The sequence below is a fragment of the Burkholderia sp. Tr-20355 genome, assembly GCF_017104685.1.
GTDB classification, from domain to species: Bacteria; Pseudomonadota; Gammaproteobacteria; order Burkholderiales; family Burkholderiaceae; genus Burkholderia; species Burkholderia seminalis.
Genome location: NZ_JAAGPK010000099.1, coordinates 1 through 25,103, shown reverse-complemented (window position 1 = coordinate 25,103; position 25,103 = coordinate 1). Strand labels below are relative to the sequence as shown.

Genomic DNA, 25,103 nt, shown 5'->3' with positions numbered 1-25,103 from the left:
GCCTGCGAACAACAACGCGCGCCGCCATCGAGCGGGCGCCGACGTCGTATCGTCGAGCCGCATGCGTGCGGCTCTTTTTTCGCCGGCAGGCAGGGGGCGAAAGGAGGCGCCTCGCGCGCCCCCGGGCGCCGCGCCTACGCTAGTGCGCGCCGCGCGCCGCCTGTTCGACCGCCGCCGCATGCATCTGCGCGAACGCCGCTTCGAGGTGCCGGGCAAAGCGCGGCGCATCGCACAGCGGCGAGCGCAGCAGCCGCTCGCGCAGCCCGGCCCGCACGGCGGCCAGGCGCGGCAGGTCGTTCGCGAACGCGGCCGCCTTCGCGACGTAAGCGTCGTCGCCGTCCGCGATCCATTCCGGCATGCCGAGCGTGTGCAGGATGCTTTCACCGATATGCGACAGGAAACGGTCGCCGCGCCGCGTGACGAACGGCGCGCCCATCCACAGCCCCTCCATGCTCGTCGTGCCGCCCGGATACGGGAACGGATCGAGCACGATGTCGATGTCGTTGAACGTACCGATATGCGCGAGCCGCTTCGAGCCGCCGCGCAGCAGCAGCCGTTCGGCGGGAATGCCGTGCGCGGCGAAGCGCGCGGCGAGACTCGTGCGCAGCGCCGCCTCGTCGAGCTGCGCCGACTTCAGCAGCAGGCGCGAGCCCGGCACCGCATGCAGCACGCGCGACCACTGCGCGACGACCGGCTCGCCGATCTTGTTCGCGTTGTTCAGGCAACCGAACGTCACGCACCCGTTTCCCTCGGCCGGCAGCGGCCCGACGTCGAGCGGCAGCGCGGGCGGCGTGAAGCACAGATAGCTGTCCGGCAGCCGCCACGGCCGTTCGACGAAATGCGCCGCCTCGTCGGGTGGAAGCACGTGGCGATCGCCGATCACGTAGTCGATCGCCGCGACGCCCGTCGTCGCGAAATAGCCGAGCCAGGTCGCCTGCACCAGCGCCGGCTTCCACGCGAACAGCGGCAGCCGGTTCGACGCCGTGTGACCGCTCAGGTCGACCAGCACGTCGATGCGGTCGGCCGCGATCAGGTCGGCGGCCGCACGGTCGTCGAGCGGCGTGAGGTCGCGCCACAGCGCGAAGTGGCGCTTGAGCGCCGCGGTCGTGTCGTCCTCGACCGGTTGCGTCGCGTAGGCCACCAGTTCGACGCGCGACCGATCGAGCGCCGCGACGACGCTCAGCAGGAACACCGCGACCGGATGCGATTTCAGGTCGCCGGATACGAAGCCGACCCGCAACGCGCGCCCGTTCGCCGGCCGCGGCGCGTGGCGATGCGGCGACGCCAGCGCCGCCATCTGCGCGCCGAACGCGCAGGCACGCTCGCGCAGTTGCGCCGCCGACAGCCGGTCGGTGCCGGCGCCGTGGAACATGCGGCCCGAGTGCGCGTTGCGAAACGCCGGATCGAGTTCGAGCGCGCGGTCGTAGCTCGCGAGCCCGGCATCGATATGCCACAGCGCACAGAGGATGTCGCCCATCACCGCGTGCATCTGCGCGGTCGGGTTCGGCAATGACAGCGCGACGCGGCAACTGTCGAGCGCGTCGCGCCGCTTGCCCTGCCGCACGAGCGTCTGCGCCAGATGGTGATGCAGTTCGGCGCGATCGGGCGCGACAGCCAGCGCGCGCCGCAGGCTCGCCACCGCACCGTCGAGATCACCCGCATGATCGAGCGCGGCCGCGAGGCCGAACAACCGGTCGACGTCGCCCGACTCCGCCGCGCACGCGAGGCTCGCGATCGCGGCGTCGAGTTCGCCGCGCTCCAGCAGCAGCATGCCCAGCGCGTGATGCGCGGCGTGCAGGCCCGGCTGCAGCGCAATCGCACGGCGGTAGTGCGCGATCGCGTCGTCGTGCCGATGCTGCGCGCCGCACACGTTGCCCAGGTTGAAACACGCTTCCGCATAGGCGGGATCGAGCGCGAGCGCCTTCTCGTACGCGCGCGCCGCGGCATCCGCTTCGCCCTTGTCCCGCAGCGCGTTGCCGAGGTTGTTGTAGGCCGGCGCATAGTCGGGCCGCAGCGCGAGCGCCTGCGCGCAGCTCAGCATCGCGGCGTCGGCGTCGCCCGCCTCGTGCAGCGCGTTGCCGAGGTTGCTGTGCGCTTCCGCATAACCGGGCGCGAGCGCGATCGCGCGGCGATAGGCGCCGATCGCGTCGTCGAGCCGGCCGTGCGCGCGCAGCATGTTGCCGAGGTTGTTCAGGTAGACGGGATCGGCACGCAGCGCGATCGCGCGCTCCATCAGCGCGAGGCCGGCCGGAAACTGGCCGAGCTGGCATGCGAGGAGCCCGAGGAAATGCGTCGCGTCCGGCTGGTCGGGCGCGTCGCGGCGAATCGCCTCGTACAGCACGCGCGCATCGTCGAGACGCCCGGCCTGATGGTGCGCGAGCGCCGCGTTCAACCGTTCCGCGACGAGGCCCGTCATGCGCGCGGCTCCGTCGTCTCGCCGGCCGCGTAGCGATCCCACATCCCGTGGAACGCGTCCTCGAGATTGCGCGCGAACCGCGCGGCATCGCACAGCGGCGACGCGAGCGTGCGTTCGCGCAACGTCGCGCGCAACGCAGCCAGCCCGTCGCGATCTTGTGCGAACGCGACGGCCTTGGCGAGATACGACGCTTCGCCGTCGGCGATCCAGTCGCCCATCCCGGCCGCATGCAGCAGACTCTCGCAGATGTGCGTGACGAAGCGCCCGCCCTTCATGCCGATCACCGGCACGCCCATCCACAGCGCTTCGGCCGTCGTCGTGCCGCCCGGGTACGGGAACGGGCTCAGCGCGATGTCGATCCGGTTGTACGCGGCGAAGTATTCCGCGCGCGGCGACCCGCCTTCGAGGATCAGCCGGCCCGCGTCGATGCCGTGCCGCGCGAAGCGCGCGCGCGTCGCCGCATTCAGGTCGCCCGCGCCGAGTTCGTGCGCCTTCAGCAGCAGGCGTGCATCGGGCAGTGCCTGCAGCAGCCGCGACCACAGCGCGACGACGTCGTCGCTGATCTTGGTGAGCTTGCCGAAGCAGCCGAACGTCACGCCGCCGTTCGCGGCCATCGGCAACGGGCCGACCGGCACGTCGTAGGCCGGTGGCGTGAAGCACAGGTAGCTGTCCGGCAGCCGCCACGGCGCCTCGACGAAGTGCTCGGCCTCGTCGGCCGGCAGCGTGTACGCATCGCCGACGAAATAGTCGACCGCGCGCACCCCCGTCGTCGCGAAGAAGCCGAGCCAGCTCGCCTGCACCGGCGCGGGCCGGTGCGCGAAGATCGGCAGCCCGCTCCAGTTCGTGTGCCCGGCGAGGTCGACGAGCACGTCGATGCCGTCGTCGCGAATCATCCGCGCCGCCTGGTCGCGGTTCATGCAGGTCAGTTTCTTCCAGCTCGCGAAGCCCGACTTCAGCCGCGCCGTCACGTCGTCCTCGACCACGAAGGTCACGTACGCATGCGGCTCGATGCGCGTGCGATCGAGATGCGCGAGCACGCTTTCGAGGAAGATGCCGACCGGATGCTGGCGCAGGTCGCCCGACACGAAGCCGACCCGCAGCGGGCGGCCGCGCGCGTCTCGCACGCGCCGGGCGCGATCGTGCTCGAACGGCTGCACGTCGCGCGCCAGGCGTTCACCGTAGCGGTGCGCCTCGACCACCCAGTCCCGCGGCTCGAACGCCGCCGAGCTCGACATGTTGAACAGCAGGCGCGCATACGCGCGATGCGGGTCGTGCTCGATCGCCTCGCGAAAGGCCGCGACGGCGCCCGCGAAGTCGCGCTTCGCCCAGCGGATGTCGCCGAGCGTCAGCTGGATCTTCACCGGATCGATGCCGAGCGCCTGTGCGATCCGGTATTCGTCCATCGCCTCGTCGAGCTTGTCGAGGCGGAACAGCGCGGCGGCGAGGTTGTGGTGCGCATCGGCGTCGTCCGGGTTCAGGTCGATCGCGTGGCGATGGCTCAACTCCGCGGCCGCCATCCGGTCGAGGTTGTGATACGCGAGGCCGAGAAAGTTGTACGCGTCCGCCAGCTCGGGATCGAGCTCGATCGCGCGCCGGCACAGGTGCACGGACGCCTCGTATTCGCCCTGCTGGCAACGCAGCTCGCCGAGCCGCGCCCAGGCCGGCGCGTAGCGCGGATCGATCTCGCGCGCGCGTTCGAACAACTGGGCGGCGCCGTCGAAATCGTTGATGCTGCGCAACGAGATGCCGAGCGCGCAATGGGCTTCGGCATCGTCCGGCTCGAGTCCCGCGCGTGCATGCGCGAGCGCGCCGTCGAAATCGCCGGTCGCCCGCAGCGCGGCACCCAACCCGCGTTGCGCGACGCGCAGCGCGGGATTCAGTTCGAGCGCGCGGCGGTAGTGCGCGATCGCTTCCGTGTGCTTGTCCTGCGCGCGCAGCACGTGGCCGAGGTTGCTGTGCGCTTCCGCATACGCGGTGTGGAATGCGATCGCCTTGCCGTAGCTGGCCGCCGCCGCGTCGAGTTCACCGAGATCCTGCAGCACATTGCCGAGGTTGTTGTACGCCTCCGCGTAACCGGGCCGCAGCTCGATCGCGCGCGAACAGCTCGCCATCGCCTCGGCCGGCACCCGCGCGTCGCGCAGCGCGTTGCCGAGGTTGTTGTGCGCTTCCGGAAACTCGGGGCGCAGCGCCACCGCGCGGCGGTAATGTGCGATCGCGTCGTCGAGCCGGCCGCATTCGCGCAGCATGTTGCCGAGGTTGTTGAAGTACGACGCGTCCGGTCGCGCCGCGAGCGAGCGCTCCATCAGCGCGAGGCCCGCGTCGTACTGCTTCAGCTGGCAGGCGAGCAGGCCGAGGAAATGCATCGCGTCGGGCTGGCCCGGCTGCGCCGTGAGGATCGCGTCGTACAGCGTCTTCGCTTCAGCGAGACGGCCGGCCTGGTGATGCGCCAGCGCGCGTTGCAGGGTGTCGTTGATGTCGTTCATGCTGCGTGTGCCGTTTCCGTATAGCGTGCCCACATGCCGTGGAATGCGTCTTCGAGATGATGTGCGAAACGCGCCGCGTCGCACAGCGGCGACGCGAGCAGCGTGGCGCGCAAATCCGCGCGCAGCGCCGTCAGGCGCGCCCCGTCGGCGGCGGCCGCCACCGCCTTCGCGACATAGTCGTCTTCGTCGCCGGCGATCCAGTCGTTCATGCCGGCCGCGTGCAGCAGGCTCTCGCAGATGTGCGTGACGAAGCGCGTGCCCCGCATGCCGAGGACCGGCACGCCCATCCACAGCGCCTCGGCCGTCGTCGTGCCGCCCGGGTACGGGAACGGGCTCAGCGCGATGTCGATCCGGTTGTACGCGGCGAAATAGTCGGCACGCGGCGATGCGGGTTCGAACGCGAGCCGGCTCGCGTCGATCCCGTGCCGCGCGAACCGCGCGGCGGTCGCGTCGCGCACGGCCGCGTGTTCGAGTTCGCGCGCCTTCAGCAGCAGCCGGGCCGACGGCAGCGCGTGCAGCACGCGCGACCACACGCGCACGACGTCGTCGCCGAGCTTCACCAGCTTGCCGAAACAGCCGAACGTCACGCCGCCGTTCGCGGCCATCGGCAGCGGGCCGACCGGCACGTCGTCGGCCGGCGGCGTGAAGCACAGGTAGCTGTCCGGCAGCCGCCACGGCGCCTCGACGAAATGACGGGCTTCGCTTTCCGGCAACGTGTACGCGTCGCCGATGAAGTAGTCGATCGCATCGCACCCCGTCGACGCGAAGAAGCCGAGCCAGCTCGCCTGCACCGGCGCGGGCTTCCAGCCGAATACGGCCAGGCCACTCGCCTGCGTGTGGCCCGCGAGGTCGACGAGCACGTCGATGCCGTCGTCGTGAATCGTGCGCGCGGCCGCCTGCGGATCGAGCGCGGCGATCGAGCGCCAGGCGGCCGCATGCGGCTTGAGCCGCGCGGTGACCGCGTCTTCCTCGTCCGACGTCGCATAGACGTGCGGTGCGACGCGCGTGCGATCGAGATGCGCGAACACGCTTTCGAGAAAGATCCCGACCGGATGCAGGCGCAGGTCGCCCGACACGAAACCGACGCGCAGCGGGCGGTGCCGCGCGCGCGCCGCACGTTCGCTTACGTCGTGCGGATAACGCGTCGAACGGGCCGCCAGATGCCGGCCGTAGCGGCGCGCGTCGTTCAGGTAATCGGCGGGCGGCACGCTCGCCGACGCGGCCGACGCGAACAGCAGGCGGCTCAGTACATCGGCCGCGCCGTCGTCCGCGTCGTCGCGCACCAGCGCCAGCGCGTCCCGGTACGCGGGCACGGCGGCGTCGACGTTGCCCTGGCCGCGCAGGATGTCGCCGAGATTCACGTGCATCGCCGCGCTCGGGCGGCCGGCCGACAGCGCCTGCCGGCAATACGCGAGCGCGTCGTCGTGCCGCTCGCGCTTGAGCAGCACGACCGACAGGTTGTGGGCGGCGCCGGCATCGGCCGGGTTCAGCGCGAGTGCGGTGCGGTAGCTCGCGTCCGCCGCGTCGAGATCGTTCAGGCCGTGATACGCATTGCCGGCATGGTTGTGCGCATCGGCGAGACCGGGCGCCAGCCGGATCGCATGCTGCGCATGCCGCAACGCCTCCGCGTAACGCGCCTGGCGGCGCAACACGCCGCTCAGGTTCGCATGCGCGACCGCCATCGACGGATCGTGTTCCAGTGCGCGCCCATAGTGCGACGCGGCGCCGTCGAGGTCGCCCGCATCGCGCAGCACGCCGGCCAGGTTGTTGTGCAGGTCCGCATCGCCAGGTTCGGCCGCGACAGCGGCACGCAGCACCCGCGCGGCTTCGCCGAGTTCGCCGAGCGCCCACAGCGACAGGCCGAGGCCGTGACGCGCGGCCGGCAGCGCAGGGCTCAGTTCGAGTGCGCGGCGGTAGTGCGCGATCGCTTCCGTGTGCTTGTCCTGCGCGCGCAGCACGTTGCCGAGGTTGCTGTGCGCTTCCGCATACGCGGTGTGGAACGCGATCGCCTTGCCGTAACTGGCCGCCGCCGCGTCGAGTTCACCGAGATCCTGCAACACGTTGCCGAGGTTGTTGTACGCCTCCGCGTAACCGGGCCGCAACTCGATCGCGCGCGTACAGCTCGCCATCGCCTCGGCCGGCACCCGCGCGTCGCGCAGCGCGTTGCCGAGGTTGTTGTGCGCTTCCGGAAACTCGGGGCGCAGCGCCACCGCGCGGCGGTAATGCGCGATCGCGTCGTCGAGCCGGCCGCATTCGCGCAGCATGTTGCCGAGGTTGTTGAAGTACGACGCGTCCGGCCGCGCCGCGAGCGAGCGCTCCATCAGCGCGAGGCCCGCGTCGTACTGCTTCAGCTGGCAGGCGAGCAGGCCGAGGAAATGCATCGCGTCGGGCTGGTCCGGCTGCGCCGTGAGGATCGCGTCGTACAGCGTCTTCGCTTCCACGAGACGGCCGGCCTGGTGATGCGCGAGTGCCGCCTGCAGTTGCGGTCCGATCGACTCCATCGCGTGGGCCGCTCAATACGGATGCGGTTCGCGCCCGAAGTCGATCAGCCGGCCTTCGTGCTCGATCATCACGGCCGCGGCCGCGATCCCCTCGCGCGACATCTCGGCGACGATGTCGCGTGCGCGCCATTGCGTCGGGATGATGATCACGTCGGCCGGCGCCGCTTTCAGCGCGTCGCGGTATTCGATCTTCTGGCCCGTGCCCGGCACGTAGGTGCCGACCTTGTCGGGATCGGAATCGACGACGAGCGGAAAGCGCGCGGCGTCGGCATCGAAGTGATGGATGAACGCGGCGGCCTTGCCGGTACCGCCCCAGATCGCGACACGCCGCCCCGATTCGGCCAGCGCCGCGAGCTGCCCGGCGATCGCCGCGCGGTGCTCGACCGTGCGGGCCGCGAAATGCGTCGACGCATCGGCACGTTTGCGCGCCTGCTCGGGCACGCCCAGCCGCACCAGCGCATAGACGACTTCGCCGTCGTAGCCGTGCGCGAGCGTGACGACCTCGCCCGCGCGCGCCATCAGCGTGCGGAACGACTCCGTCGTGAACTGCGACACGTGCTCGTAGAAGAAATCGGCGAGGCGCTCGGTCTCGAACACGCGATCGATGCACGGCACTTCCGCGAACAGCCAGCAGGCGTTCGGCTGGCGCGCGGCGCCCCATGCGAGCTGCTCGACGAGCTTCGCGGGTTCGGTCAGGTGTTCGAGCACGTGGCGGATGACGATCGCATCGGGCCGGAAGGCCGGCATGTCGGCGAGCGGCTCGAACAGCCGCGCATGGAACTCGATGCCGTGGCCGGTGCCCGCGCTCGCGTTCGGATCGAAGCCGGCGAAGCGGCCGCCGCGGCTCGCTTCGGCGAGCCCGCGCACGAAATGCCCTTCGCCGCAGCCGATCTCGACGACGGCCGGTTCGGCCGGCAGCGCGCCGAGCAGCAGGTCGCGCGTGGCCGCGAGATGGCCCTTCCAGATCCCGCCGCTGTTGAACATCCGGTTCGGGTTGCTCTGATACGGAATCGCATCGTAGCTGAAGCGGTGGTTCCACACGTGCGAGCACCGCGGGCACTGGACGAAGTCGAGCACATGGCGCGGCAGCCGGCGGGCCGCTTCGGCGGACGCGGGCCAGGCAAGCGTCGCGAGCGTGTGCTCGCCGGCCGGGAAGAACGGCGCGGCAACGGTATGCGCGCAAACGGGGCAGGTGGCGTCGATCAGTTCGGGGGTCATGCATTCACCTGTTTGCGGAAATAGGCGATCGTTTCCTTCAGGCCGTCCTCGAGCGCGACGCCGGGCTGCCAGTCGAGGCGCTGACGCGCACGGCCGATGTCGGGGCGGCGCTGCAGCGGATCGTCGGCGGGCAGCGGGCGATATTCGATGCGGCTTTTCGAACCCGTGAGCCGCAGCACGCATTCGGCCAGCTCGCGGATCGTGATCTCGCTCGGATTGCCGAGGTTCATCGGGCCGGTGTCGTCGTTCTGATCCATCATGCGCAGCAGGCCTTCGACGAGATCGTCGACGTAGCAGAACGAGCGCGTCTGGCTACCGTCGCCGTACAGCGTGATCGGTTCGCCGCGCAGCGCCTGCATGATGAAGTTCGACACGACGCGCCCGTCGTCGGCGCGCATGCGCGGGCCGTAGGTGTTGAAGATCCGCACCACGCGGATGTCGACGCCGTGCTGCCGGTGATAGTCGAAGAACAGCGTCTCGGCGCAGCGCTTGCCTTCGTCGTAGCACGCGCGCGGCCCGTTCGGATTGACGTTGCCCCAGTAGCTTTCCTGCTGAGGATGCTGCTGCGCGTCGCCGTACACCTCGCTCGTCGACGCCTGCAGGATGCGCGCGCCGCAGCGCTTCGCGAGGCCGAGCATGTTGATCGCGCCGAGCACGGCCGTCTTCACCGTCGATACGGGATCGCTCTGGTAGTGCACCGGGCTCGCCGGGCACGCCATGTTGAATACGCGGTCGGCTTCGACGTACAGCGGCAGCCACACGTCGTGGCGGATCAGCTCGAAATTGACGTGCCCGATCAGGTGCGCGACATTGTGCTTGCTGCCCGTGTAGAAGTTGTCGACGCACATCACGTCGTAGCCGGCGCCGACGAGGCGCTCGCACAGGTGCGAGCCGAGAAAACCCGCACCGCCGGTGACGAGCACGGACCGGCCGTTCACGACGCGGCTCCCGGCGCGGCCTCGACGTGGCGCGCCCACATCGCGTGCAGCGCGTCCTCGAAATGGCGCGCGAAGCGGGGCGCGTCGCACAGCGGCGCGGCGAGCACCTGCGCCCGCAGCGTCGTGCGCAGCACGGCCAGCTCGGCCGGATTGCGCGCGAACGCGACGGCTTTCGCGACGTACGCATCGTCATCGTCGTCAGCGATCCATTCCGGCAGGCGCGCCGCGTGCAGCAGGCTTTCGCAGATGTGCGACAGGAACCGCGCGCCGCGGCGGCCGAGCACCGGCACGCCCATCCACAGCGCTTCGGCCGTCGTCGTGCCGCCCGGGTACGGGAACGGGCTCAGCATCAGGTCGACGCGCCGGTACGCGGCGAGGTATTCGTCGCGCGGCGAGCGGCCCTCGAACAGCAGGCGCGCCGCGCCGATGCCGTGCGCCGCGAAGCGGGCCGACAGCGCGTCCTGCTCGCGCGGGTCGTCCAGATGCGGCGCCTTCACGAACAGCTTCGCGTTCGGCACGTCGGCCAGCACGCGCGACCACACCGCGATCACGCGGTCGGTGAGCTTCGCGAGCTTGCCGAAATAGCCGAAGGTCGGATAACCGCTCGCGAGCATCGGCAGCGGGCCGGCGTCGAGCTCGACAGCCGGCGGCGTGAAGCACAGGTAGCTGTCGGGCAAATGCCATGCGCGCTCGACGAAATGCGCGGCCTCGTCGTCCGGCATCACGTGGCGGTCGCCGAGCACGTAGTCGATCGCGCGCATGCCGGTGCTCGCGAAATAGCCGGGCCAGCTCACCTGCAGCGGCGCGGGCTTCCACGCGAACAGCGGCAGGCGGTTGTGGATCGTGTGGCCCGACGCATCGATCAGCACGTCGATGCGGTCGTCGCGGATCCGGGCGGCCGCGGCGGCGTCGCCGAGGCCCGCGAGGCGGGTCCACGACGCGAAGCGCTGCTTGAGGCGCGCGGTGACGTCGTCCTCGACGTCGCGCGTCGGGTACGCATGCAGCTCGACACGCGCGCCGTTCAGGTGCGCGAGCATCCCTTCGATGAAATAGCCGACCGGATGCGACTTCAGGTCGCCCGATACGATGCCGACGCGCAGCGGCCGGCCGATGCGCGCGGTCAGGTCGACGAGCCAGGTCGACCACGGTTGCGCGCGGCCGGTGACGAGCGCGTCGAAGCGGGCCGCTTCGTCGAGATACGCCTGCTGGTCGAACGCATCGCTGTAGTGGTACGCGAACAGCAGGTTGCTGCGCGGCTCGGGCAGCTCGGGGCGCAGCGCGACCGCGTGCTGGTACGCCTCGAGCGCGGCCGGAATCTCGTTCAGGTCGAGCAGCGCATTGCCGAGATTGTTGTACGCCTGCCCGTGGTCGGGCTGCAGCGCGATCGCCTGGCAGAACGCGTCGACGGCCGCGCGCGCATTGCCCGCCAGCCGCTGCGCGTTGCCGAGGTTGTTGTGCGCGTCGACGTAGTCGGGCCGCAGCTCGATCGCGAGGCGGAAACACTCGGCGGCCGCGGCCGGGCGGTTGTGCGCCTGCATCACGTTGCCGAGGTTGTAGTAGTAGATCGCGTCGGGCTTGATCTCGATCGCCGCCATGATCAGTTCGGACGCCTCCTGATAGCGCCCGTACTGGTGACCGATCAGGCCGAGCAGGTGCAGCGCGTCCGCGTGCCGGGGGTCGGCGTCGAGGAGTTGCCGGTACAGCGTCTCGGCTTCTTCGAGGCGGTCGGCCTGGTGCAGCGCCAGCGCCGCTTCGATCGTGGCGACGGGAGAGTCGGGCAGCGTGAGATCAGTCATCGTGGTAAGCCAGCCTGGGTTCGATAGGGGCGCGCGCACCGGCGCGCGGGCCGGCACGTGATCGCGAAGGCACGCCCGGGCGGATACCGGTCGGCATGCGGGCGGACGGCCTTCGACATGCCAGCATTCTCGGCGCGCGCCTGTCGTTCCAATCGGCGGAGCAGGTGCCGGATTTGGTCGCTTTTCATGTGACCGCGCGGGTGCCGGCATGACGCCGGTCAAGGTTGCGGCTCGAGCGGCGCGGAACGCGGATCGTCGGCCGAGACGGCATGCCGCGCATGGGTGCCGAATCGCGCCGGGCCGCGCCGGATAACGGTTTTCGGCATTGCGGCGGCATGCGGCGGCTGCGCCCGCCCGGCCGCCGGTCGCGGCGGCATCCGTCGAAATGCGGGGTGAAACGGCCCGCTAATCCGCCGTTCGATCCGGGCGCGGATCGATAGACTCGGGCACAGACTTGGAGGCGTCCACCGCGCGGACGATCGCGCCGGGCGCAAGCCGCTTGCCGGCCCGCGGCTGGGGATGCCCTCGAATCCACCCTCAGCGCCTGGAGCCATGTGTATGCACGAGTCCTCAATCATCTCCAACTCGAACGACGATCAGCTCGCCGCGCGGCGCGAACTGTTCGACCTGATGCAGACCTATCCGGCGACGCAGGAGGAACTCGAACGCTCGCTCGGCCTGTTCGTGCGCGGCTCGCTGCTCGCGCGGATTCTCGCGACGTTCGAGGTCTACGAGCAGATCGTGCCGTTGCCCGGCTCGATCCTCGATCTGGGCACCTGGCGCGGGCAGACCGCCGTGCTGTGCGAGAACTTCCGCGCGATCCTCGAGCCGCTGAACTTCCAGCGCCGGATTCACGCGTTCGATACGTTCACCGGCTACGCGGGCTTCTCCGACACCGATTCGCGCGATCGCAAGCTGTTCTCCGACGGCACGTACTCGCTCGCCGGCGACTACGCGGACCTGCTGCGCAACCTGCTGTCGCTGCACGAACGCAACAACGCGATGGGCCACGTGAACGGCAAGCACCACGTGTGGGAAGGCGACTGCCGCGAAACGCTCGCCGCCTACGAGGAAGCGCATCCCGGCGAACCGGTCGCGCTCGCGTGGTTCGACCTGAACGTGCCGGGACCGACGCGCCACGCCTTCGAGACCGTGATGAAGCGGCTCGTGCCCGGCGGCGTGGTCGCGTTCTGGCAGCTCACGCGCGGCGGCCAGACGCCGGCCGAAGGGATCCACTACGTGCGCGAGCTGCTCGGCAAGCACCCGCACCGCATCCACAAGGCGAAATCGTATCCGTCGCTGTGCTATCTGACGTTCCCGGAAGGCGGCGGGGTGCGCCCATGAAGATCGCGATCCTCGGCAACGGCATCCTCGGGCTGATGACGGCCCGTGCCTGGCAGCGCGCCGAGCCGGGCATCGAGCTCGTCGTCGTCGGTCCCGCGCAGCGCCCAGGTTCCGCGACGCGCGCGGCCGCCGCGATGCTCAACTCGTTCACCGAACTGGAAGGCGATTCGCTCGGCACGCCGCTCGACCGCTTCAAGTTCGAGCTGAGCCGCGCGGCGACCGCCGCCTGGCCCGGCGTGTTCGCCGAGATCTGCACACCGGCGCACGCGGTCGCGCACGGCTTCGGCACCTACGTGCTCAACAACGCGGCCACCGACGCGCTCGACGACGAGAACTTCGCGGCGATGCGGCGCTTCTGCCGCGAATTCGAGGAGCCGTGCGAGGCCGTCGATCCCGCCGGCATCCCGAACTATCACCCGCATCCGCAGTTCCGCGCGCTGAACGCGGTGTATCTGAGGCGCGAAGGCTGGACGAACCCGAAACAGTTTCTCGATGCGCTCCAGGCCAGCGTGGCCGCGGCAGGCCCTGTCACCTTCGTTTCGGCCGAAGTCGAGCGCATCGACGTCGCGAGCGGGCGCGTGACCGGTGCCCGGCTGAGCGACGGCTCGACGGTCGAGGCCGACCGCTTCGTGCTCTGCAACGGCGCGAACCTGACGCGCGTGCTGCAGGCGAGCCTGCCGGAGCTGCCGGTGCAGCGGCTGTTCTACGGCATCGGCATGTCGATCGAACTGCAGAGCAGCGAGAACGTGCATACGCACTGCGTGCGCACGACCAACCGCGGCCTCGCGTGCGGCGTCTATTCGGCGCCGTACGGCCCGGACCGCACGCTCGTCGGCGCCAGCAACTACATCAGCCCGGTGCCGCACGAACACGGGCATGCCGGCAGCGCGTACACGCTGCTCAAATCGGCGATGGACCAGATCAATACGCGTTTCTCGCGCGCGAATCTCGTCAACGTCAACGTCGGCTGGCGCCCGACGACATCCGATCTCTATCCGCTGATCGGCGCGACCAGCGTGCGCGACCTGTGGATCCTCGGCGGCACCAAGCGCGACGGCTTTCACCTGTCGCCGGTGCTGTGCCGCGACCTCGTCGCGGCGATGCGCGGCGAGCCGATCGACCCGCGTTATGCGGACCTCGCGCCGGAGCGGCCGCTGATCCGCAACCTGTCGCGCGAAGCGGCGATCGCCAAGACGGTCCGCCACCAGATCAACGCGGCTTTCCAGCACGACTTCGTCCCGGCGCGCAACCGCATGGTCGAACAGCTCGAACGCGCGAGCCGCGCGGATCTCGAGGCGCTGCACGACCGGCTCGGCGCGACGGACTGGGGCATTCCGCCCGAGCTCGTCGACATGTACCGGTACGGTCACATCCCCGCCTGATCGACATGAATCCGCAGCCGAAGCGCATCGCGATCGTCCAGTCGAACTACATCCCGTGGAAGGGGTACTTCGACCTGATCGCCGCGACCGATGAGTTCATCCTGTACGACGACGCGCAGTACACGCGGCGCGACTGGCGCAACCGCAACCAGATCAAGACGCCGCAAGGCGTGCAGTGGCTGACCGTGCCGGTCAAGGTGAAAGGCCGTTATCACCAGAGCATTCGCGAAACCGAGATCGACGGCACGCAATGGGCACAGCAGCACTGGACGCGGCTGCGGCAGAACTACGCGCGTGCGCCGCATTTCGCGCGCTACGCGGAGCAGCTCGAGGCGCTTTACCTGAACGGCCGGCACGACACGCTGAGCGCGCTGAACCTCGCGATGCTGGCCTGGATCAACCGGCAGTTGGGCATCGCCACGCGCATTTCTTCGTCGTCCGACTACACGCTGGAAGGCGACCGCACCGACAAGCTGCTGAACCTGTGCCTCCAGGCCGGCGCGACCGAATACCTGTCGGGCCCCGCCGCACGCGACTACCTCGACGAGAGCCGGTTCGCGGCCGAAGGCATCGCGGTGCGCTGGTTCGACTATCCGGCCTATCCGCCCTATGCGCAGCTGTGGGGCGAGTTCGTGCATGGCGTGACGGTGCTCGACGTGCTGTTTCATTGCGGCCCGGAGGCGCGCCGCCATGTCGTGACCGGCCGGACCTGAGGACCACGCGATGCACGATTCCCGACACTCGAGCCTGCTGGCGGACGTCGCCGCCTATTACGGCGCGCGCCTCGCCGAGCACGGACAGACCGCGCGCGGCGTGGACTGGAACGGCGAGGACGGCCAGCGGCTGCGCTTCGCACAGCTGACGAAAATCGTCGCGCCCGATGCCGACGCCTTTTCGGTCAACGACATCGGCTGCGGTTATGGCGCGCTGGTGGATTTCCTCGACGAGCATGCGGCGGGACGCCGTCATGCCTACGCGGGCAACGACGTGTCGCCCGAGATGGTCGACGCGGCACGGCAGCGTTATCGCGACCGCGCCGACGTGTCGTTTCACGTCGGCGATACGCCGCTGGCGAGTGCCGACTACGGCATCGCGTCGGGGATCTTCAACGTCCATCGCGGCCACGACGACGCGACGTGGCTCGACTACATCCACACGACGCTCGACATGCTGCATGCGACGAGCCGACTCGGCTTCTCGTTCAACTGCCTGACGTCGTATTCCGATCCGCCGTTCATGCGCCCCGAACGGCTCTACTACGCCGATCCGTGCGCGCTGTTCGATCGCTGCAAGCGCCGCTACTCGCGGCACGTCGCGCTGCTGCACGACTACGGGCTGTACGAATTCACGCTGCTCGTCAGGAAGGACGGCTGAACGCGCCCCGCGCAAGCTGCCGCCCGTCGCCCCTCATATGCTCCCGCGGAGTCCCGTCATGTTCGCTCCTCCCAATCTCGACCGCATTCCGTTCGGCCGGCCGTTCATCGTCGGCAAGGAGCTCTACTACATCGCGAAAGCGGTGGAACAGGGCGGGCTCGCCGGCGACCAGGCCTTCACGAAGCTGTGTCACCAGTGGCTCGAAGCGCGCATCGGCTGTCATCGCGCGCTGCTCACGCATTCGTGCACGGCCGCGCTGGAGATGGCCGCGATCCTCACCGACGTCGGCCCGGGCGACGAGGTGATCATGCCGTCCTACACGTTCGTGTCGACCGCCAATGCATTCGCGTTGCGCGGCGCGACGCCCGTCTTCGTCGACATCCGGCCCGACACGCTGAACCTCGACGAGAAGCTCGTCGCGGCCGCGATCACCGAGCGCACGCGCGCGATCGTCCCGGTTCACTACGCGGGCGTGGCGTGCGACATGGACACGATCTCGCACCTCGCGGCCGATTACCGGCTGTGGGTCGTCGAGGACGCCGCGCAGGCGATCCAGTCGACCTGGAAGGGCAGGCCGCTCGGCAGCATCGGCCACCTCGCGTGCCTCAGCTTCCACGAGACCAAGAACGTGATCGCCGGCGAAGGCGGCGCGCTGCTCGTCAACGACGAACGCCTCGTCGAGCGTGCGGAAATCGTCCGCGAGAAGGGCACCAACCGCAGCCAGTTCTTCCGCGGCCACGTGGACAAGTACACGTGGGTCGACGTCGGTTCGTCGTACCTGCCGGGCGAGCTGATCGCCGCGTTCCTGTACGCGCAGTTCGAACACGCGGACGTGATCACCGCGCAGCGGCGCGCGACCGTGAAACGCTACGAAGACGCGCTGCGGCCGCTGCACGAAGCCGGGCACATCACGCTGCCCGCCACGCCGCTGAGCGAGCAGGGCAACGGCCACCTGTTCTATCTCCTCACGCACAACCTCGCCGAACGCACGGCGCTGCTCGAACGGATCCGCGACGCGGGCGTATTCGCCGTGTTCCATTACGTGCCGCTGCACAGTTCGCCGGCGGGCCTGCGCTACGGCCGGTGCGGCTCCGGCATGCAGGTTACCGACGACGTCGCCGACCGGCTCGTGCGCCTGCCGCTGTACCACGCGATGAGCGAGGCGGAACAGGATCGCGTCATCGACGTGGTATCCGATTTCTACCGGGCCGGCGCGTAACCGGCCGCCCGTCGCCCTTCATCGCGCCTTTCGCCATTCGTCCCATGAACGACTCGCCCCGCATCTTCGCGCCGCTCGACCATCCGTACTACCTCACCGCGCCCGGCTACAAGCAGACGTCGGGCGGCGTGCGCGCGATGCACTACCTGTGCCATGCGCTGAACCTGCTCGGCTGCGAGGCCTACCTCAAGACCACGGAAGTGCATCCCGCGCTGCGCACGCCGTTGCTGACGCAGGAGATCGCGCAGGCCCACTTCGAAGCGGGCCGCAGCCCGGTGGCCGTGTATCCCGAGATCGTCGAGGGCAATCCGTTCGGTTCACGCTGTGTCGCGCGCTATCTGCTCGCGGAACCCGGCCGCATCAACGGCAACCCGCTCGACCTGGCGCCGACCGATCTGGTGTTCGCGTTCGGGCCGACGATCGTGCCCGACGGATGGCAGGCCGACCTGCTGAGAATCCCGCTCGTCGATACGCGCATCTTCCACTGCGACGGCGTCGACGACGCGACCCGCAGCGGCACGGCCGTCTTCCTGAACCGCCACCTTCGCCGCGGCGGCAGCCTGCATCCGGCGACGGCCGAATCCATCGAGATCTCCGGCCGCGTGCCGGAGCGCTCCGCGCACGAGCTCGCCGAACTGTTGCGCCGGGTCGAATGCGTGTACCTGTACGAGTGGTCCACCATCGCCTTCGAAGCGCTGCTGTGCGGCTGCCCGGTCGTGTGCATCCTCAACGACGCGTCGATGCCGGACGCGGAGCGCTGGGTGATGGACGGCAAGGGCATCGCATGGGGACTCGATCCGCGCGAAATCGCGCACGCGAAAGCGACCGTGCATGAAGCGCGCGACGTCTACCGGGAAGAAGAGGCAACGTTCTGGCGGCAATTGCGGCACTTCGTCGACAAGACCCAGGCCCATGCCAGCGCGCTCGATGCGCGGCCCGATTCGCGTGGCCCGGCAGGCGCGCGGGCGGCAGCGGCGCGCGCAGTGCGGCGCATGGCCGTCGTCTGCGCCGAACCGGCCACGCACCCGCACGTCGCGGCGCGGTTCGGCACCCCGTTCGGCCAGCTCGATCGCGAATGGGCGGTGGACTTTCCCGTCGGCAGCAACGGCATCGACCTCGACGCGCTCCAGCGGGCGGACATCGTCCTCCTGCACGGCGCGGTCGCAAGCCTGCTGTCGGGCCCCGCGCTCGAGCAGATGTTCGCGCTCGGCAAGCCGGTCGTCTGCGATCTCGACCGGCCGCTCGACGCGCTCACGCTCGATGGCCCGGAAGTCGCCGGCAGCGCGCGCCGGCTGGCCGCGATGCACGACGCGATCCGGCGTGCCGATGCGCTGGTCGTGCCGTCGGACGCGATCGCGCGCACGTACCGTCACGTCAATGCGGCGGTACACGTGCTCCCCGGCGATGCCGACTGCATCCGCCACGGTACACTGTACGCGTGGCTCGCCGAACAGGGCCGGCGGCCGGTTCGCGCACCGGCACCCGCGCCGGGCGGCGCGCACGTGCCGCGTGTCTGGCAGAAGAAGCGCCTCGTCGCCTATGCGCTCGATCCGGTCGACGGTGCGTCCGTGCAGCGCCGCGTCGCGCTGCCGTTCGCGCGGCTCGGCAACGATTGGGAATTCGTCTGGGGCATGGCCGACGGCACCGCGATCGCCACGGCGGACGCCGTGCTGCTCGATCGCCACACGCCGGGCCGGCTGTCGCTCGACGGCCTGCGCGCGATCTTCAAATTCGACAAGCCGGTGATTTATGCAACCGACTGCCCGCCGCCGGCGGCGCCGGACGATCCGGCGTGGACGGGCATCGCGTATACGCTCGGCAACGCCAGCGCTGTCGTCGTCCCGACGCCGGATCTCGCGCACCGCTACCGGCCGTGGAACCCACGCGTGTTCGTGCTGCCCGACGGCGTCGATCTCGACCTGTTCCTGCGGCCGGTGCCGGCCCGTGCGGCGGATCGCGTGACCATCGGCGTCGCGGGCGACGCGCTGCTGCCGGCCAACTTCGCACGCGTGGACGCCGCGCTGCGCGCGGTCTGCGCGCGCCACGCCGGCCGCGTCATCGTGCAGTTCTTCGGCACGCACGCGCCCGCCGGCTGGGCGGACCATCCGGCAGCCACGTTCCTGCCTGCACCCGATGCGTACCGCGCGTATGCGCAGCAGTTGCGCGCGCTGGACTGGGACATCGCGTTGCTGCCGCTCGCCGATGCCGATGACAACGCGGCCGGCGCCATCCGGCGACAGGAATTCGCGGCCGCCGGTATCGCCGTGGTGGCGAGCGACCTGCCGGCGCTGCACATCGGCCTGAACGACGGCGACGACGTACTGCTTGCCGGCGACGACCCGCACGCGTGGGACGATGCGATCGACCGCCTGGTCACGCAACCCGCGCTGCGCCGGCGGCTGGCCCGCACCGCGCAGGCACGCGTGCGCAAGCGCGACGCGCTGCAGGCGCAACTGCCGCTGCATCGCGAACTTTACCGGTTGTGCGTCGAACGTCAGGGCACGGCCGTGCAGTTGCCGCCACGCGAAGCGCCGATTCCGGGCGTGCTGATCCTCGACGCCGCCGGCGACGTCGAGCGTGTGCAGGCCGCGCTGCGGATCGTCGCGGCACGCGCCGAACAGGATCTGCTGAGCGTGGTGCTGACGACGTCGCCCGACCCGCTGCCCGAGTGGACGGACCGGCTGCGTTACCTGCGGGCCACGCCGCACGAGTATGCGGCCACGGCCGACCAGCTCGCCGCGATGCCGGCGTTCGACTGGATCACGATCATCGACGCCGCAGACACCGAAGCCGGAGACGATATTCAGGAGACGACCGCCGCGGATGCGGCGATCGATTGACGAAGGCGCCCGGTCCGCATCGTGCCTTCATGACCGGGCGCGCTCAGTTGCTCGACGAGCATCCGCCGCAACTGCTCGAACTGCAGGAGCTGGAGCTGCACGAACTCGACGAACTGCAGCTCGACGACGAGTCGCTCGAACCGTAGGAGGAACCGGTCGATCCGCCCGCCCGTGCGGCGGCCGGCGCCAACGGCGGCGGCTCCATCAGCACCATCGAATGCGCAGCCCATGCGGTGCCGGCCAGCGCGCCCGCGCCGAACAGCGCGGCGGTCCACAGCAATGCGTCCGGCCCGTCGTGATCGTCGCTGCGCACGGTCCGCCGCGCGGCGAGCGACGCCTGCCCGCCCACCGTCAGGCCAGGCCGCCCGAATCCGGTCAGCCGCCCCACGACGATGCGGTATGCAATCGCGAACGCCGCCATGCCAATGACGAGCAACAGGACCGGCCGCCCCCGGCTCAGCCCGACCGCCAGTTTCGCCGCGCCCGTGCCGAGCACCAGCAGCGCAATCGCGCGTGCAGCCATGCGCGCCGTCCGCAGGTCGCCCGGCGCCCAGAAGCAGCCACGCGCGCGCAACGATTTCGCGTGCTCGGCAGCGTGACGTGCCAGCAACTGGCGGAATGCGCCGAAGCTGGCCTCCCCGTCAGGCTGCCCGGCCAGCCATTCGCATGCGTCCGCGTACGCACCCGCCCGAGTCGCGTCGATGAGCCGCACGCGCCCACCCAGCCGTCCGGCCATCGTCAGATCGATCGCGCCCGCGTGGACGAGCGAAAGCGTCGCGACCTGCACGACTCGCGACGCGTCGCCGGCGAGGTACGCGGCCTCCTCGGCAGTCAGGTCCGATGGGAATGCGCGCCTGCGCCGGCATCGGTATTCGATCTGTTGCAGGAGCCCGATCAGCAGCAGCGCGGCGATGCAGACCGGAATGTAGAACGCGAGAAACCGCGGCCCCGTGTAATCCAGCACGTTGAAGTCCTGCGCCGATGCGCAGGTCGCGGCGACGCTTGCGGCGGCCGCCGGCCACGCGAGTTTCGGCAACCGGGTGCCCAACGCGCGGCGCGGCGCTGCGGCGGCCGGCTCGTCTGCCTGCGGCGCCGCCGCTTCGGCCGGCCGATCGACCGGGCGCGGCCAGATCGACTCCGGCGGCTCGTGGCCGAACATCCGGCGATAGCTGTCGAGCGTGTCGCGATAGCGCCGCGCATACACGGCGCCCTCGTCCGGCGCGCCCGTACCGGGCATGTGATGCAGCCGCGCGCGCAGCACGCCGGCGCAGAAGACGTCCCAGTATTCGAGCGTGTACTGCAGGTGGAAATGCCATGCGACATCGACCGCGACCGACGGTGTGACCGGATGCCCGGCCGCCTGCGCGAGAAACGCGAAGCGCTTGTATTCGTCGATCACGGCCAGCGCGTGGGCATGCGACCAGCCTTCGGCTTCGGCGAGGCGCCGGCTGTACGGCAGCGGCGCGCGTGGATCGTCGGGGGAATAGGCGTGCAGACGCGCGAGCAGCGCCTGTTGCGCATCGGTCAGCGCGCGCGCATCGACCGCGGTCGGGGTAGACGGAAGGGCTGCCATCGGGAGTCGGCGTGATGCGCGGACGGCCGCCGCGATCGACGCTTGAGTTGTCGTTGCGGGAGATTCTCGCACGGCGGTGAGGCGGGGAATTGCGTGGGGACGGTGCGGGAAATGACGATGATCGACGCAATGCCGTGCGGTGACGCTACGCCTGGCCCATTTCGGAACAACGGATCGGGGAAACTCGACGCCTGGAATCAGGCCATATGGCGCGCCCGGCTGGGATCGAACCAGCAACCCCTGCCTTCGGAGGGCAGTACTCTATCCATTGAGCTACGGGCGCGTGAGACAGTGAAGCGACCCCATATACAGGCCGCCCACGTTTGGCAAGACGGCAAGGATACCCGGTTTCCCACGACGCGTCCACCTTACCCGCCGAATGGCCGCCGGGCCTTGCTGCGTGCGGGTAAACACGCGCCATCGCATCGCTCGCCGTGATGTAAACGTTCCGTCTATAATCGTCCGTGCTTCATTGGACTGCCATTTTGCCGTTGCACCGCGCTCACAATTCCTATTCATGGAGACGAGGCAAGCATGAGCGAAGCACCCCACGAATCTCCCGTCAAAACCCCCGGGCAGCTGATTGCCGTCATCATCGCGTCGTTCGCGATTCCGATCATCCTGATCGTCCTGTTCGCCAACTATGCGAACCATGCGTTCCGTTCCGGCGCCGGCACGGATGCGCTGTCCGACGAGCAGGTCGCCGCGCGCATCGCGCCACTCGCGAAGGTCGACGTGAAGGACGCCAACGCGCCCCGCACGTACAAGACCGGCGAAGCGGTCTACAAGGCCGTCTGCGTGACCTGTCACGGCACCGGCGCCGCCGGCGCACCGAAGTTCGGCAACAAGGACGACTGGGCGCCGCGCATCTCGCAAGGCTTCGACACGCTGCTGAAGACGGCCCTCGCCGGCAAGGGCGCGATGCCGCCGCGCGGCGGCACGAGCCCCGACGACGTCAGCGACTATGAAATCGCCCGCGCGATCGTCTACATGGCGAACAACGACGGCGCGAACTTCCCCGAACCGGCCGCCCCGGCTGCCAATGCCGCGCCCGCCGCCGGCGCCGCCGCATCGGGCGCCGACGCGTCGAACGCGCAGGCCGCCGCCGCCATGGCCGCGATCGCCGCGATTCCGAAGGCCGGCGAAAAACCCGCGGCCGCGCCGGCCAGTGCCGATGCGGCAACGGCCGGCAAGGCGCTGTACACGTCGACCTGCCAAGCCTGTCACGCGGCCGGCGTGCTCGGCGCACCGAAGTTCGGCAGCAAGGAGGACTGGGCGCCGCGCCTGAAGGACTCGATGGACACGGTCTACAACTACGCGCTGCACGGCAAGGGCGCGATGCCGCCGAAGGGCGGGTCGACCGCGTCGGACGCCGACGTGAAGGCGGCCGTCGACTACATGGTCAACGCGTCGAAGTAATCACGCCGGGCCATCCGTAAAAAACCCCCGCGACGCACACGCATCGCGGGGGTTTTGTCTTTCCGGTCCGCCGGACTACCGCATTACTTCTGCAGCAGCGCCTTCAGGCTCGCGAGCCGGTCCTTCGGCGACATCGGCGCTTCTTCCGGCGTCGGCGGCGGCGCTTCGTCGAGCCCCATCTCCGGGATGAAACGCGACGGCTCGCACACGACCGTCTCGCGGGCCCGCTTGCGCTTCTTGCACCAGTTCAGGTGCAGGCTGCGCTGCGCGCGCGTGATCGCGACGTACATCAGCCGGCGCTCCTCCTCGATCCGCTCGCTGTCGATCGGGCCGTCGTCCTCGCTGCCGCCGCGGTGCGGCATGATGCCTTCCTCGACGCCGACCAGGAACACGTGCGGATACTCGAGCCCCTTCGATGCATGGACGGTCGACAGCCGCACCGCGTCCGGATCCTCGTCCTTGCCCTCGAGCATCGACATCAGCGCGACGGTCTGGATCAGGCCGAGCAGGTTCTTGCCCGTATCGGCGAGCCCGTCCGCGTTGTGGAAGCCTTCGGCCTCGCCGTCGACGGCTTCCGTCTCGGGCTTGGTGCCCTTGCGCTTCAGCCATTCGAGGAATTCGAGCACGTTCTGCCACTTCGACTGCGCCTGCCGCTCGTCGAACGCGTCGTACAGGTACGCCTCGTAGTGGATCGCCTCCATCATGTCGTCGAGCACGACGGTCGCGGGCTCCTTGTCCGCGCGCTCGGTCAGGCGCTGGATGAAGTCGCAGAACATCCGCAACGGCTCGACCTGGCGCGCCGACAGCCGCGCCTCGATCCCGCCCATGTACACGGCCTCGAACAGCGACACCTTCGCCTGCCCCGCGAACGAGCCGAGCGCCTCGAGCGTCGTGTTGCCGATCCCGCGGCGCGGCGTCGTGACCGCGCGGATGAACGCGGGATCGTCGTCGGCGTTCGCGATCAGCCGCAGGTAGGCGCACAGATCCTTGATCTCGGCCTTGTCGAAGAACGACTGGCCGCCCGACAGCACGTACGGGATCCGCTCGCGCCGCAGTACCTGCTCGAAGATGCGCGCCTGGAAGTTGCCGCGGTACAGGATCGCGTAGTCGCGGAACTGCGCGCGCCGCTCGAACTTGTGCGCCGACAGCCGGAATACGACCGATTCGGCCTCGTGCTCCTCGTCGTTGCACGGCGTGACGGTGATCGAATCGCCCATCCCGTGCTCGGACCACAGCTTCTTCTCGAACAGCTTCGGGTTGTTCGCGATCACGTTGTTCGCGGCGGTCAGGATCCGCACCGTCGACCGGTAGTTCTGCTCGAGCTTGATCACGTGCAGCTTCGGGAAATCCTTGCCGAGCTGCGCGAGGTTCTCGAGCGTCGCGCCGCGCCAGCCGTAGATCGCCTGGTCGTCGTCGCCGACCGCCGTGAACGCGGCGCGCGGGCCGGCGAGCAGCTTCAGCAGCTCGTACTGGCACGCGTTGGTGTCCTGGTACTCGTCGATCAGCAGGTAGCGCAGCTTGTTCTGCCAGCGGTCGCGCACCTGCTCATTCTTCGCGAACAGCTCGGCCGGCAGGCGGATCAGGTCGTCGAAGTCGACCGCCTGGTACGCGTGCAGCGTCGCGACGTAGTTGCGGTAGACCAGCGCGGCTTGGTGCTCGTCCTCGTTCGCCGCGATCGCCATCGCCTCGTCGGGCATGATCAGGCCGTTCTTCCACAGCGAGATGATGCTCTGGATCTTGCGGATCAGCCCCTTGTCGGTCGTGCCGAGCTGCTCCTGGATCATCCCGAAGCAGTCGTCCGAATCCATGATCGAGAACTGCGGCTTCAGCCCGACGTGCTCGGCCTCCTGGCGCAGGATCTGCACGCCCAGCGAATGGAACGTGCAGACGGTGAGCTGGTTGACGGGCACCTTGCGGCCTTCCTTGCCGGGCGTGGTGAGCGTCTTGCCCTCGAGCAGCTTCGACACGCGCTCGCGCATTTCGGCCGCCGCCTTGTTCGTGAACGTGACGGCGGCAATATGGCGCGGCTCGAAGCCTTTCGCTTCGATCAGGTGCGCGATCTTCTGCGTGATCACGCGGGTCTTGCCGCTGCCCGCGCCGGCGAGCACGAGACAGGGACCGTCGAGGTAGCGCACCGCTTCGTTCTGGGCGGGATTGAGGCCTGCGGACATGATGACGGATGGTGTTGCGGTTGACGGCGGAACGCCGGGAGGATGCCGTGCGCGACAGGCTGGCGAAGCAGGCGGACACGCGGGCAGGACGCGCATGTTAACACGTCGGCGGCGCGCATTTCGGGCATGCCGCCGGACGGGGCCGCGCGGGCTTGCCGGGCGGGCACCCCCTGTCCGTCGGGCGCGGTCGTCCCTGCCCGTTCGGCCAATCCGGCCCCGTTCGCGCGGCGATCGGACACAATACCTACTCCCCGGCGCCACCCGCGCCGGTCCGATTTCATTCGTCTGAACCAACCACCGGATCGACCTCATGGGCTACCCGTTCGCCACCGCCGCCCTCGGCCCGCTGCTGTTCGCGCAGGGGCGCTACGTGCGGCGCGTCACGCCGCGGCTGCCCGAAGCGGCCGGCCCGCGCGACGGCGTGGCCGG

At 69.6% G+C, this 25,103-nt stretch carries 15 protein-coding genes, 1 tRNA gene and 1 pseudogene; 8 read left to right on the top strand and 9 right to left on the bottom strand.

The window, feature by feature from the left end; translation table 11 throughout:
• Positions 1 to 139: 139 nt before the first annotated feature.
• From G3N62_RS22865 to G3N62_RS22840, 6 genes are read right to left on the bottom strand one after another with little or no spacing between them, the layout of a single operon-like run.
• Entirely contained in the window at positions 140 to 2,416 is a 2,277-nt protein-coding gene (locus G3N62_RS22865; RefSeq protein ID WP_124671328.1) for a tetratricopeptide repeat protein, read from the bottom strand.
• The gene (locus tag G3N62_RS22860) at positions 2,413 to 4,899 is read right to left on the bottom strand and encodes a tetratricopeptide repeat protein (protein ID WP_206141305.1); all 2,487 of its coding nucleotides are present in this window, start codon (positions 4,897 to 4,899) and stop codon (positions 2,413 to 2,415) included. The genes G3N62_RS22865 and G3N62_RS22860 overlap by 4 nt, the downstream gene beginning before the upstream one ends.
• Complete coding sequence (locus G3N62_RS22855) at positions 4,896 to 7,400, bottom strand: tetratricopeptide repeat protein (RefSeq protein ID WP_124670632.1); 2,505 nt, start codon at positions 7,398 to 7,400, stop codon at positions 4,896 to 4,898. Before G3N62_RS22855 ends, G3N62_RS22860 begins: the two co-directional genes overlap by 4 nt.
• A gap of 12 nt (positions 7,401 to 7,412) precedes the next feature.
• The gene (locus G3N62_RS22850; protein WP_034188099.1) at positions 7,413 to 8,618 is read right to left on the bottom strand and encodes a class I SAM-dependent methyltransferase; all 1,206 of its coding nucleotides are present in this window, start codon (positions 8,616 to 8,618) and stop codon (positions 7,413 to 7,415) included.
• A complete protein-coding gene (locus G3N62_RS22845; RefSeq protein WP_175028446.1) occupies positions 8,615 to 9,556 on the bottom strand; it encodes a UDP-glucuronic acid decarboxylase family protein in 942 nt (313 codons plus the stop codon). Before G3N62_RS22845 ends, G3N62_RS22850 begins: the two co-directional genes overlap by 4 nt.
• Complete coding sequence (locus G3N62_RS22840) at positions 9,553 to 11,352, bottom strand: tetratricopeptide repeat protein (protein ID WP_124670633.1); 1,800 nt, start codon at positions 11,350 to 11,352, stop codon at positions 9,553 to 9,555. Before G3N62_RS22840 ends, G3N62_RS22845 begins: the two co-directional genes overlap by 4 nt.
• Positions 11,353 to 11,910: 558 nt before the next feature.
• Here G3N62_RS22840 and G3N62_RS22835 point away from each other — a divergent pair.
• Genes G3N62_RS22835 through G3N62_RS22810 form a run of 6 tightly spaced genes read left to right on the top strand, consistent with a single transcriptional unit; the run spans position 11,911 to position 19,511 of the window.
• Positions 11,911 to 12,696, top strand: coding sequence for a class I SAM-dependent methyltransferase (locus G3N62_RS22835; RefSeq protein ID WP_034188102.1), 786 nt, complete (start codon positions 11,911 to 11,913; stop codon positions 12,694 to 12,696).
• Complete coding sequence (locus G3N62_RS22830; RefSeq protein WP_124670634.1) at positions 12,693 to 14,078, top strand: FAD-binding oxidoreductase; 1,386 nt, start codon at positions 12,693 to 12,695, stop codon at positions 14,076 to 14,078. The genes G3N62_RS22835 and G3N62_RS22830 overlap by 4 nt, the downstream gene beginning before the upstream one ends.
• 5 nt (positions 14,079 to 14,083) lie before the next feature.
• Complete coding sequence (locus G3N62_RS22825; RefSeq protein ID WP_049032510.1) at positions 14,084 to 14,791, top strand: WbqC family protein; 708 nt, start codon at positions 14,084 to 14,086, stop codon at positions 14,789 to 14,791.
• 10 nt (positions 14,792 to 14,801) lie between these two features.
• Positions 14,802 to 15,452, top strand: a complete 651-nt coding sequence (locus tag G3N62_RS22820; protein ID WP_049032513.1) for a class I SAM-dependent methyltransferase — start codon at positions 14,802 to 14,804, stop codon at positions 15,450 to 15,452.
• A 58-nt stretch (positions 15,453 to 15,510) separates the two neighbouring features.
• The gene (rffA, locus tag G3N62_RS22815) at positions 15,511 to 16,671 is read left to right on the top strand and encodes a dTDP-4-amino-4,6-dideoxygalactose transaminase (RefSeq protein ID WP_124670635.1); all 1,161 of its coding nucleotides are present in this window, start codon (positions 15,511 to 15,513) and stop codon (positions 16,669 to 16,671) included.
• Positions 16,672 to 16,715: 44 nt separating this feature from the next.
• On the top strand, positions 16,716 to 19,511 hold the full coding sequence (locus tag G3N62_RS22810; protein WP_124670636.1) for a glycosyltransferase: 2,796 nt from the start codon (positions 16,716 to 16,718) through the stop codon (positions 19,509 to 19,511).
• A gap of 43 nt (positions 19,512 to 19,554) precedes the next feature.
• Here the strand turns inward: G3N62_RS22810 and G3N62_RS22805 are convergent, their stop codons facing one another.
• Positions 19,555 to 21,084 (bottom strand): TIGR04222 domain-containing membrane protein, encoded by a 1,530-nt coding sequence (locus G3N62_RS22805; protein WP_124670637.1) that lies wholly within the window; start codon positions 21,082 to 21,084, stop codon positions 19,555 to 19,557.
• A 207-nt stretch (positions 21,085 to 21,291) separates the two neighbouring features.
• A tRNA-Arg gene (locus G3N62_RS22800) sits at positions 21,292 to 21,367 on the bottom strand.
• Positions 21,368 to 21,618: 251 nt separating this feature from the next.
• Between G3N62_RS22800 and G3N62_RS22795 the strand changes: the two genes are divergently transcribed.
• The gene (locus G3N62_RS22795) at positions 21,619 to 22,503 is read left to right on the top strand and encodes a c-type cytochrome (protein ID WP_034188131.1); all 885 of its coding nucleotides are present in this window, start codon (positions 21,619 to 21,621) and stop codon (positions 22,501 to 22,503) included.
• 83 nt (positions 22,504 to 22,586) lie between these two features.
• Here G3N62_RS22795 and G3N62_RS22790 read toward each other — a convergent pair whose 3' ends face one another.
• Positions 22,587 to 24,674 carry a UvrD-helicase domain-containing protein gene (locus G3N62_RS22790; protein ID WP_034188132.1) on the bottom strand — a complete coding sequence of 696 codons (2,088 nt, stop codon included), beginning with the start codon at positions 24,672 to 24,674 and terminating at the stop codon, positions 22,587 to 22,589.
• 310 nt (positions 24,675 to 24,984) lie between these two features.
• Between G3N62_RS22790 and G3N62_RS36045 the strand changes: the two are divergent.
• Positions 24,985 to 25,103: pseudogene (locus G3N62_RS36045) on the top strand (SGNH/GDSL hydrolase family protein); the annotation flags it as partial.

What these genes read in the sequence shown, in the direction of transcription:
- G3N62_RS22865 (WP_124671328.1), bottom strand. Translation starts at nt 2,416, where the DNA reads ATGACGGGCCTCGTCGCGGAACGGTTGAACGCGGCGCTCGCGCACCAT.
- G3N62_RS22860 (WP_206141305.1), bottom strand. Translation starts at nt 4,899, where the DNA reads ATGAACGACATCAACGACACCCTGCAACGCGCGCTGGCGCATCACCAG.
- G3N62_RS22855 (WP_124670632.1), bottom strand. Translation starts at nt 7,400, where the DNA reads ATGGAGTCGATCGGACCGCAACTGCAGGCGGCACTCGCGCATCACCAG.
- G3N62_RS22850 (WP_034188099.1), bottom strand. Translation starts at nt 8,618, where the DNA reads ATGACCCCCGAACTGATCGACGCCACCTGCCCCGTTTGCGCGCATACC.
- G3N62_RS22840 (WP_124670633.1), bottom strand. Translation starts at nt 11,352, where the DNA reads ATGACTGATCTCACGCTGCCCGACTCTCCCGTCGCCACGATCGAAGCG.
- G3N62_RS22835 (WP_034188102.1), top strand. Translation starts at nt 11,911, where the DNA reads ATGCACGAGTCCTCAATCATCTCCAACTCGAACGACGATCAGCTCGCC.
- G3N62_RS22830 (WP_124670634.1), top strand. Translation starts at nt 12,693, where the DNA reads ATGAAGATCGCGATCCTCGGCAACGGCATCCTCGGGCTGATGACGGCC.
- G3N62_RS22825 (WP_049032510.1), top strand. Translation starts at nt 14,084, where the DNA reads ATGAATCCGCAGCCGAAGCGCATCGCGATCGTCCAGTCGAACTACATC.
- G3N62_RS22820 (WP_049032513.1), top strand. Translation starts at nt 14,802, where the DNA reads ATGCACGATTCCCGACACTCGAGCCTGCTGGCGGACGTCGCCGCCTAT.
- rffA (WP_124670635.1), top strand. Translation starts at nt 15,511, where the DNA reads ATGTTCGCTCCTCCCAATCTCGACCGCATTCCGTTCGGCCGGCCGTTC.
- G3N62_RS22810 (WP_124670636.1), top strand. Translation starts at nt 16,716, where the DNA reads ATGAACGACTCGCCCCGCATCTTCGCGCCGCTCGACCATCCGTACTAC.
- G3N62_RS22805 (WP_124670637.1), bottom strand. Translation starts at nt 21,084, where the DNA reads ATGGCAGCCCTTCCGTCTACCCCGACCGCGGTCGATGCGCGCGCGCTG.
- G3N62_RS22795 (WP_034188131.1), top strand. Translation starts at nt 21,619, where the DNA reads ATGAGCGAAGCACCCCACGAATCTCCCGTCAAAACCCCCGGGCAGCTG.
- G3N62_RS22790 (WP_034188132.1), bottom strand. Translation starts at nt 24,674, where the DNA reads ATGTCCGCAGGCCTCAATCCCGCCCAGAACGAAGCGGTGCGCTACCTC.